At 61.3% G+C, this 9,457-nt stretch carries 7 protein-coding genes; 5 read left to right on the top strand and 2 right to left on the bottom strand.

Annotated features, from left to right (window positions below; translation table 11 throughout):
- The first annotated feature begins 88 nt into the window (after positions 1 to 88).
- From U9R81_RS08710 to U9R81_RS08695, 4 genes are all read left to right on the top strand, one after another.
- Positions 89 to 853 (top strand): ParA family protein, encoded by a 765-nt coding sequence (locus U9R81_RS08710; RefSeq protein ID WP_322495094.1) that lies wholly within the window; start codon positions 89 to 91, stop codon positions 851 to 853.
- A complete protein-coding gene (locus U9R81_RS08705; protein WP_322495093.1) occupies positions 843 to 1,820 on the top strand; it encodes an alpha/beta hydrolase in 978 nt (325 codons plus the stop codon). The genes U9R81_RS08710 and U9R81_RS08705 overlap by 11 nt, the downstream gene beginning before the upstream one ends.
- Before the next feature lie 446 nt (positions 1,821 to 2,266).
- Entirely contained in the window at positions 2,267 to 3,283 is a 1,017-nt protein-coding gene (locus U9R81_RS08700; RefSeq protein WP_322495092.1) for a LacI family DNA-binding transcriptional regulator, read from the top strand.
- A 53-nt stretch (positions 3,284 to 3,336) separates the two neighbouring features.
- Positions 3,337 to 4,443, top strand: coding sequence for an ABC transporter ATP-binding protein (locus tag U9R81_RS08695; RefSeq protein WP_066790614.1), 1,107 nt, complete (start codon positions 3,337 to 3,339; stop codon positions 4,441 to 4,443).
- A gap of 82 nt (positions 4,444 to 4,525) precedes the next feature.
- Here the strand turns inward: U9R81_RS08695 and argC are convergent, their stop codons facing one another.
- Positions 4,526 to 5,524 carry an N-acetyl-gamma-glutamyl-phosphate reductase gene (gene argC / locus U9R81_RS08690; protein ID WP_322495091.1) on the bottom strand — a complete coding sequence of 333 codons (999 nt, stop codon included), beginning with the start codon at positions 5,522 to 5,524 and terminating at the stop codon, positions 4,526 to 4,528.
- 628 nt (positions 5,525 to 6,152) lie between these two features.
- Here argC and U9R81_RS08685 point away from each other — a divergent pair.
- Positions 6,153 to 7,493 (top strand): hypothetical protein, encoded by a 1,341-nt coding sequence (locus tag U9R81_RS08685; protein ID WP_322495090.1) that lies wholly within the window; start codon positions 6,153 to 6,155, stop codon positions 7,491 to 7,493.
- 738 nt (positions 7,494 to 8,231) lie between these two features.
- Here the strand turns inward: U9R81_RS08685 and U9R81_RS08680 are convergent.
- Positions 8,232 to 9,434, bottom strand: coding sequence for a glycosyltransferase family 4 protein (locus tag U9R81_RS08680; RefSeq protein WP_322495089.1), 1,203 nt, complete (start codon positions 9,432 to 9,434; stop codon positions 8,232 to 8,234).
- Between the last annotated feature and the right edge of the window lie 23 nt (positions 9,435 to 9,457).

Below are 9,457 nucleotides of genomic sequence, written 5' to 3'. Positions count from 1 at the left end.
GGGAGCCGCACGGCTGTGCGGCTCTACATGTTACTTTGGGCGGTACAATCAATGGTGTTGGGAATGATGGCATGGCATGGTGCAGATTATGGCGCGCACGATCGCGTTGGCAATGCAAAAAGGCGGCGTCGGCAAGACGACGACAGCGCTGAATTTGGGGGTGATGTTGGCGGCGCGCGGGCGACGGGTGCTGCTGGTTGATCTCGACCCGCAGGCGAACCTGACGCAAGGGCTGGGGGTTGACCCGGCAGGGTTGGAATACAGCGTCTACGAAGTCTTGCTCAACCCCGAACACGGGAGCGCCTTCGCCACCCGCAGCCTCAGCGACGGGTTAGACCTCATCCCAGCCTCGCTCGATCTGGCCGGAGCCGAACTCGAACTGGCCGGGAGGGTAGGGCGCGAATTGCTCTTGCGCAAGGCGTTGCGCGCCGCCCAGAATCAGTACGACTACATCCTGCTTGATCCACCGCCGAGTCTTGGCTTGTTTGCGCTCAATGCGCTGGCCGCCGCCGAGATGGCGCTGGTGCCGCTGCAACTGCATGCCTACGCCTTGCGCGCCCTGCCGCCGCTTGAAGCGACGATCGCGCTGGTGCGCGAGATCAATCCGCCGTTACGGATCGGCGGGATTGTCTGCACAATGGCTGACCGGCGCACGAATCTGAGCCAGCAGATCGAGCAGCAGGTGCGGTCACAATACGGTGATCTGGTTTTCACCACTGTCATTCCCTTCAATATCCGGTTAGCCGAAGCGCCGGCAGCCGGTGCGTCGATTGCGACCTTTGCCCCACAGAGCGCCGGCGCGCAGGCGTATGCCGCTTTGGCGACTGAACTGGAGGAACGGTATGGCAGATGAAACGAACGAACCGATCCGGCGCGGACGCGGATTACGTATCTTGGTGCCGCCGGCCCAAGATGCGGGTGAGCCGCCGCCACCTAATAACGATATTGTGCGCGGACGGGGATTGCGGCTCTCACCCGCGGCAAGCACAGTGCAGACCGCAACTGCGCGCACTGTGAATGGCCCGTTGCGCTATCTGCGCGTGGGTGAGGGGCCGCCGCTCATTGCGGTGCATGGGTTTGGCGCTTCGAGTTGTTTGTGGCGCGAGGTTTTAAGCGGGTTGGCCGATATCCGCACCGGCTACGCAATCGATCTGCCCGGTTGCGGTGAGTCGCCGGCGCGGAGCACTGCGCCAACGTTGGCAACGCTGGCGGATGAAGTGATCGCGTTTGCCGATGCTATGGGGTTACGCCGGTTTGATCTGATTGGCCATGCACTCGGCGCCGGCGTAGCGGCGGTGGTCGCTGCGACGCGGCCAGCGCGGGTTGGTCACGTGATCCTGACCAGTTTTGGGGTGCGCACAACCACCCCCGACGCGCTAGCGCTCGCGCTGGCGCGCACCCCGTTTGACATCTTCCTCGGCCTTGCCCGTCCGGCAATCAACACATGGGCTGGCTGGGCATTGGGGTCGCCACTCACCAGCCAACTGATGGCGGCATGGCTGTTGGCCGGCCCGCCCGCCGATCCGGCGTGTTGGGATGCGTACCTCGCCGATCATGCGCGCGCCGATGGCCGGATGTATGTCACGATGCAGACGATGACCGCCGATCCAATCTTGAAGAGCCGCTTGCAGTCGATCAAAGCGCCGGCGTTGGTGATCGGCGGGCAAGACGATCGGATCATCCGGCCCGGCGAAGTGCGGGCAGCGAAGGCGCTGATCCCAGCGGCGAAGGTTGAGTTCATCCCTGCGTGCGGCCATCTGCCCCCGATCGAGCACCCGGTCGAGTACCAACGCTTGGTGCGCGAGGGGTTGGTGGGGTAGGCACAGGCGCAAAGGGAGCAAAGACGCAGAGGATTCAAACGCAAAGGACGCAGAGGGCGCGAAGGTTTTTCTTGTGTTGTGCCTTTTGCGTCTTTTCGTGGCTATTCATCTCGTTGCTCCCACCCCTAACCCCTCCCCCGCTGGGGGCGGGGCGGCCCTCACTCCCCAGCCCCGCTCCCACTGGCGCGGGAGAGGGGCGTTGCGGCGTTTCGCTCCCGTTATGGATGCAAAGGACGCAGAGGGCGCGAAGGTTTTTCTTGTGTTGTGCCTTTTGCGTCTTTTCGTGGCTACTCATCTCGTTGCCCCCACCCCTAACCCCTCCCCCGCTGGGGGCGGGGCGATCCACCCTCAACTAATCCCCTTCCACCTCTTGACAACGCGATAAGAATGTGCTATAATCTACTTAATCGATTAATCGCTTAAACGTTTAAAACGGAGTAAGGGTTGTGGCCACGATCAAAGATGTCGCGCGGCGCGCGCAAGTCTCTACCGCAACGGTCTCGTATGTGCTCAACGGCACCGGCGTCGTCAGCGACGCCACCCGCGAGCGCGTCCTAGCCGCCGTGGCTGAGCTTGGCTACCAGCCCAACTACAGCGCCCGCGCCCTCCGCACCCGCTCGCACACTCTCGGCGTCGTCGCCCCCGGCATCGCCGGACGGCTGGCTGATCCGGCGACCGCCGAGATACTGGCCGGTCTCAGCGAAGCGGCAACGGCTGCCGGTTACTGCCTCTTGATCGCAGCACCCGCTGACAGCGAAGCCGAAGGCGAACTCGATCTCCGCCTTGCCCGCAGCGGCCGGGTCGATGGTCTCGTGCTCTTTGATCTGCGGGTGGCTGATGAGCGCTTGGCAGTATTGGCCGAGGCGCGCATTCCCGCAATCGCTATCGGCGCGCCGGTGAGCGGTGTGACCTGTCCGATTGCCGGCTTCGATCTACGTGCTGGCGCCGAACAGGCCACCCAGCACCTGATCCGGCTCGGCCATCGCCGCATCGCCTTGTTGACGGCATCGTCAGACCTCAGCATCAGCGAGCCATTCTATACCGGTTACGTCGCCGCCCTGCACGCCGCTAGTCTGCGCCGTGATGCCACGCTGGTGATCGAAGCCGGTAACAGCGAAGACGATGGTATGGCGGCGATGCAAGAGTTGCTGGCGGTGCGCACCCCGCCCACCGCGGTGCTGGCAGCAACCGACACACTGGCGTTCGGCGCAATGCATGCCCTGCGCGACTCTGGCAAGGTCGTCGGGCAAGATGTCTCGGTGGTGGGGTGCGACGATCTGCCGCTGGCGGCGCATACCTACCCGCCGCTCACGACGTTGCGCGCGCCGCGCCGCGAACTTGGCGCAACGCTGGCCCGCCATCTGATCGGCCTGATCGAACGGCGCACCGTACCACCCGTCACCCTACTGCCGGTGCGCCTGATTGTCCGTCACTCCACCGCTGCGCCGCGCGCAGCCGGTTGAGGATACAACGTCAATTGGCGAGCGCGATCTCGCCCAGCAAAGGAGCTCTGACAATGGCTTCCATTAAGTACGATCACGTGTGGAAACGGTTCGGTGAAGTCACCGTGCTCAAGAATCTCGACCTCGACATCGCCGATGGCGAGTTTCTCGTGCTGGTCGGCCCGTCGGGTTGTGGCAAGTCAACCGCGCTGCGCTGTCTGGCCGGGTTGGAAGAAGTCACCGAAGGGCGCATCTTCATCGGCGATCGCGATGTGACTGACATCCCGCCCAAAGATCGCGACATCGCGATGGTCTTCCAGTCCTACGCGCTCTACCCGCACATGAGCGTCTACGACAATATGGCGTTCGGCCTCAAACTGCGCCGCGTGCCCAAAGCCGAGATCGACCGGCGGGTGAAGGAAGCCGCCGAGATGCTCAGCATCGCCCACCTGCTCGACCGCAAGCCCAAAGCTCTCTCTGGCGGCCAGCGCCAGCGCGTCGCCCTTGGCCGCGCCATCGTTCGCGACCCCGCCGTCTTCTTGATGGACGAGCCGCTCTCGAACCTTGACGCCAAGCTGCGTGTGCAGACCCGCGCCGAGATTAGCAAGCTCCACCAGCGCCTCAAGACCACCTTCATCTACGTGACCCACGACCAAACCGAGGCCATGACGATGGGTTCACGCATCGCGGTCATGCGCGATGGCATCTTGCAGCAGATCGACACACCGCAGAATCTTTACGATCACCCGGCAAATATGTTTGTGGCGGGATTCATCGGCAGCCCGGCGATGAACTTCTTTGAGGCGAAGCTTGAGCGCACCGACGGCGGAGTGAGCGTGGTGGTGGGCAAAGAGTTCGTCTTGCCGGTACCGGCCAGCAAACTCGATCACGTCAGCAGCCACATCGGCAAGAGCGTCTACTTCGGCATCCGCCCCGAAGACCTGCACGACGCCCACTACGTGCCGCGCGGCGTTGACGAGCGGGCCAAAGTGCATGCCGCCGTCAACGTGGTTGAGCCGATGGGAGCCGAAATCTACGCCTACGTCGAAAACAGCGGCAAAGAGTTCATCGGTCGCTTCGACCCCCGCTCGAACGCGCGCACCGGCCACACGATCGACGTGGTCTTTGATATGGAGAAGATGCACATCTTCGACCGCGAGACTGAAAAAGCGTTGACATAGTAAAGACGCACGGTCGTGCGTCTCCATAATGAGGAGACGCACGACCGTGCAGAGCTGCACAGAGCCGCACGGCTGTGCGGCTTTACAACAGGGATGTAGTTTCGGGGAAGCCGAGCATTAAGTTCATGTTCTGCACCGCCTGCCCCGACGCCCCCTTCACCAGATTATCCACCACCGCCACCACAATCGCTCGGCCCGGCTCGACCATCTGGTGACCGATCACCAGATGGTTCGTGTGCTGGACGTGGCGCAATTCGGGGAGCTTGCCGGCCGGCAACACGTGAATAAACGGCTCGGCCGCGTAGGCGTCGGCGTAGACGGCGGCTAGCGTCGCATCATCCACTTCCGGTTTGAGATTGACATAAATCGTGGAGAGAATTCCGCGGAAGACCGGCAACAGGTGCGGGGCAAAGATAAGATGCAGGCCAGTCTCTTGCTCCATCTCAACCAGATGGCGATGGACGCGGCCAACATTATAGGCGCTAAACGTCTCGTGCGTCTCGCCGAAATGCGTCTTCAACGACAGCGAACGTCCTGCGCCAGAGACGCCCGACTTACTATCGACAATCACGGTCGAATCGGCGAGCAAACCGGCGCGCACCAACGGCGCCAGCGGCAAAATGGCCGTCAACGGATAGCAACCGGTATTCGCCACCAAGCGGGCTTGGCGGATGCGTTCGCGATGGAGCTCAGGCAGACCATACACCGCCAGCGCGAGCAATTCCGGCGCCGGATGCGGCTTGCCGCGTCGCGCCGCATAGACTGCGGGGTCGGCAATGCGAAACGTGTCGGAAAAATCGACCACCTTCGCGCCGGCATCAAGCACGCGCTGCACAATCGGAATCAAGTCAGGGGTGTTATGGGGGAGGCAAGTGAAGACCAGATCAACACCATCCGGATCGACCTCCTCCACCGCGGTCAGCCGCAGATCGCTCACTATCGGGAAGACATCGCTCAAACGCTGCCCAGCAGCGGAACGGGCAGTAGCAAAAGCGATCTCCACCTCCGGATGGCGGGAGAGCAGCTTGAGCAACTCAATCCCGGTATATCCGGTTGCGCCATAAATACCGACACGGGCCATTGGTGCGCTCCTCGTCCAACGAACGAATCCCTACTCGCTCAATTGTACCCTACTCTTACCATGTGCGGTCAGGCGCGATCGCGATCACAGCGGGGTGGATCTGGCCAAGCCGGCGCAAGAAGTTCAGAATCCGGGTAAACATACCCATTGCTCCTCTCGCAGACGACCGGACACCTGTGCGCGACGCTTTCCCCCGGCGCATCGAACGGTACGATGGGAAAGGCATTGCACGCACACGCTGCTTCACGCAGCCGCAAGCCGGCGAACCCCGGCGGGTGGACGGTCATCGGACATCATCGATGCGCCACGATCAGCATAGCATAGCCATGTTAACGTTTCATCAGCCCAAAGGTTGAGGAGTGTTAACAAAGAATCGGCCAATCCCGCCATATTTGCGCGTCTTTCAGACGAGCAATTTTCATTCGTTTTGCGCGTCTTTCATAGGAAATAAAATGTGATCATGAATGGTAAAATTTTTATATTGAATTATTACATTCGTAAGCCTATGTTACTCACATGGTGGGGCCGCCTGTATCTGAAAGGGGTGTCGCTACTCTGAGTCAAAGGAGGAACTTATGAGCCATTATGCCGGCGCCGCTATCACAGGCCCAAGGAGGCGAGCGGCAAAGTGTTCGTTCCCGTCGTCTTAAGACCCGGCGAAAGCCAGACCCGGACTATCACTTCCAGCGAAAGCGGAGTGGTGAGCACTCCTTCGGGCGTTGGATTGCAAGTGCTAGCCGGTTCAATCCCCCAACAACCCGATAATAGCAACAGTACGGTTGCTTTTTCGATTGAAACCGGCGTCGAGCCGCCGGCGCCACTGCCTGCCGATATGCAGCAGGTAAGCAGTGTGATCAAGTTTGGGCCGGATGGGTTTACCTTTGCCAATCCGGTTGGGATGGTGATCCCGGTGCCGGCGAACGTTGATCCGTCGCAACTGAAGCTCTTGCGTTATGCGCCGGACACGGATTCATGGATCGTCTATCCGTTTGTCTTGCAAAACAATGCGATCAGCGTAGCAGGGTATGATCTTGGCTATGCAGTGGTCGTGTCGTCAGCAGCATCCGGCGCATCACTGAGCAGCAATTCTAGCGGCGGATTGCGCTGGAACCGGACGTCGTGCCCGGAGCCGAATGATCACTTACCGTGCTGGTACAATTTCTCGATCATCAGCTCTACGGCCACCGGCCCTTCAGGGCCAATCTTCAATGTACTTTGCACACAAGGCGGGGGGCCGCTCCGTTGTATCGTGATGCGGACCGGCTCGGAGGCCGGTGGCGCAAACCCGCTTTGCACCAGCACAGTTGAAAAAGACGACGTTGATCCGCCGTTCTATTCGTCTACGTCATCGTACTGCATCTTCCCATTGCCGCAAGGAAGCTACCAGCTTTGCACCGAGGCGTGGGAAGCGCCGCGAGTGATCCCCGGACCGACGAATCTGCGGCGATGGACCTATTCAAAGCTAGCGCTAGCTACGGTCGATCGGCCGCTGACGCGGGCATATCCCGGATTTGATGCGCCGTGGCGCGGCACCCGTCCGATTACGCTTGAGGCGGGAGGCGTTTGGCAAGAAGGTGGATCGTGTCCTCGACCCAATCCAACGATCCCAGTTGGAACCGGCCAACTGCAAGCAACCCTAACGTGGGTAAACGTGGTAGGACGAACCACCGACCTCGACCTACACCTCTACGGACCGAACGGTCTATACATCTACTATGGAAATCTCGGTCCCGTCAACAACCTTCGCCTTGACCGAGACTGGCAGTATACTTTAGGTAATGCGATCGAGAACATCTTCAGCGTCAGACCGATCCCGAGTGGCGAATACGGTCTCACCGTCTGTCTCTATAGTGGTGAACCGACGAACTACTTAGTGCGCTTGATCTTCGGCGGCTCGGTGAGAACGTTCACGAACTCGATCGATTATAGCAATCGTGAGCATGAGATCGTGCGGTTTAGTGTGCCGTAGGCTTTAGGGAAGAGTCAGGTACGTTACGTCCCCTGCCCAGATGGGCAGGGGACGTTTTATGTCAAATTCAAGAGATTTAGTGCAACATATCGGATGCTATGTTGCACTAAGCCTGTTTTGCCGCTTTACCGCAGCCGCACCGTATCGCCCGGCCCTGAAGGGCCGGGCTAGTTACGAAGCCCGCTGCGCGGGCTGACGGCCCGCAGTTCAGCGCTAGGGGGAGTTTTTACTACAGAGGGCGCAGAGGGCGCAGGGAGGAATGGCCACGAAAAGACACAAACAATAAAAAACCTCTGCGACCATTGCGTCCTCTGCGCCTTTGCGTTTACCGTCTCTGCGCCTTTCTCGCTTGATGGCCCCCCTCCCAGCCTTCTCCCCCGCCGGGGGGAAGAGTCGGAAGCCCCTCCCCCGCTGGGGGAGGGGGGAGGGGTGGGGCGTCATCACCGTGCGGCGCCCGCAGCAATTCCTCGCTGAGGTGCAACCCAATGGCGCGGAGGCGCCTCCTCCGCTGAAGTGGGAGATTGCTTCGCCGCGCTCCGCGCGGCGAAGCAATGACAATAGGGGGTGAGGGCAACGAGATGAATAGCCACAAAAACACGCAAAAGGCACAAAACAAGAAAAACCTTCGCGCCCTTAGCGTCCTTCGCGTCTTTACGTTAAGCGACTCTGCGCTCTTTGCGTCCTCTGCGCCTTTGCGGAGCCGGACAGCCGTCCGGCTCTACTGCAGCTCTTGCCATCCTACGCTTGTAGCGCCGCTTCGAGCCGGGGCACGATCTGCGCCCAGTCATAGCTGGCGCAGACGAAGGCTCGGCCCGCTTGGCCAAGCCGTTGCGCGAAGGGCCGGTTGGTGACAAGCCGGTTGACCGCGGCGGCCATCGCCGCCGGCGTGTCGGCCAGCAACAGATGCTCGCCATCGCGCAGGCCAGGAATCCCCTCGGCCCCCATGGTCGTGCTCACCACCGGCGCGGCCATCGCCAAGGCTTCTAGCAACTTCAACCGCGAACCACCCCCAATTCGCATTGGGATGATGACGGCAGCAGCGCCGGCCAGCGCCGGACGAGTGTCAGCGACTTCGCCGGTGACGATGATGGTCTGGTGGTCGTGCAGTGCGCGCAGACTGGGATGGGGCCGGCGTCCGATGAGCCGTAAGCGCAGGGCCGGATGTTGCCGGCGGATGTACGGGAAGACCTCGTGGGCAAACCAGAGGACGGCATCGACGTTGGGCCGGTAGTCGAGCGTGCCAATAAAGACGAGATCGTTGGCGGGGGGCGCGTCCTGCGGCGCGAAATGGCTGCAATCGACGCCGTTAGGCACGAGGTGCAATGGGGCATTTGGCGCTAACCGGCGCAAGGCCGCAGCGTCTTCCGCCGATACAACCAATGCCTGATCGACGGTCTGCAACACGCGCTGCTCGAAGGCGGCCAGCTTAAACCACTGGATCAACGAGTAGCCTCCGCCGATCAGTGCTCTGGGACGCGGCGCGCGGCGCAAGTCGTTGAGCGCGGCGCGGCGTTGGAGCAGGTACTCGGCGTTAAATTCGTCGAGCACTAAGCGCGCGCCGCTGTGGCGCGCTTGCAACAGGTACGGCGCCATTTCGATGCTCTCGGCTAGCACCACCTCAAATTGCTCGTTAGCCAGTAATTCAGTCAAGGTGGCTGAATAGGCCGTGCTTGCGTTGCGTAACGCCATATCAGGCCACGGGCTAACTAATGTCGCCAGCGCGCGTTGGCCCAACGAGCGGGCCGGCGGCCCAATCACGATCCGCACCGCAGCGAGATCGCGCAACGGCTGCATCGCTGTTGCCGCCGCTTCGTCAGGGGCGAAAGAAAGCAGCGTGACTGTATGGCGAGCCGCTAACCCGCGTAGCAGATGGTAGATCCGCAACGCGCCGCCGCCGCGCGGCGGGTACGGCGGATAGGGCGAGAGCATCAAAATACGCATACCGCCTCGTAAGAGCATAGCGC

It is taken from the genome of Chloroflexus sp. (assembly GCF_034435895.1).
Lineage (GTDB): Bacteria > Chloroflexota > Chloroflexia > Chloroflexales > Chloroflexaceae > Chloroflexus.
The sequence above is the reverse complement of the archived record's forward strand: the minus strand, read 5'-3'. Positions and strand labels throughout refer to the sequence as shown.

Excerpts from the sequence above, each read along its gene's own strand:
- U9R81_RS08710 (WP_322495094.1), top strand. The coding sequence starts at position 89 with ATGGCGCGCACGATCGCGTTGGCAATGCAAAAAGGCGGCGTCGGCAAG.
- argC (WP_322495091.1), bottom strand. The coding sequence starts at position 5,524 with ATGGCCCGTGTCGGTATTTATGGCGCAACCGGATATACCGGGATTGAG.
- U9R81_RS08695 (WP_066790614.1), top strand. The coding sequence starts at position 3,337 with ATGGCTTCCATTAAGTACGATCACGTGTGGAAACGGTTCGGTGAAGTC.
- U9R81_RS08680 (WP_322495089.1), bottom strand. The coding sequence starts at position 9,434 with ATGCGTATTTTGATGCTCTCGCCCTATCCGCCGTACCCGCCGCGCGGC.
- U9R81_RS08705 (WP_322495093.1), top strand. The coding sequence starts at position 843 with ATGGCAGATGAAACGAACGAACCGATCCGGCGCGGACGCGGATTACGT.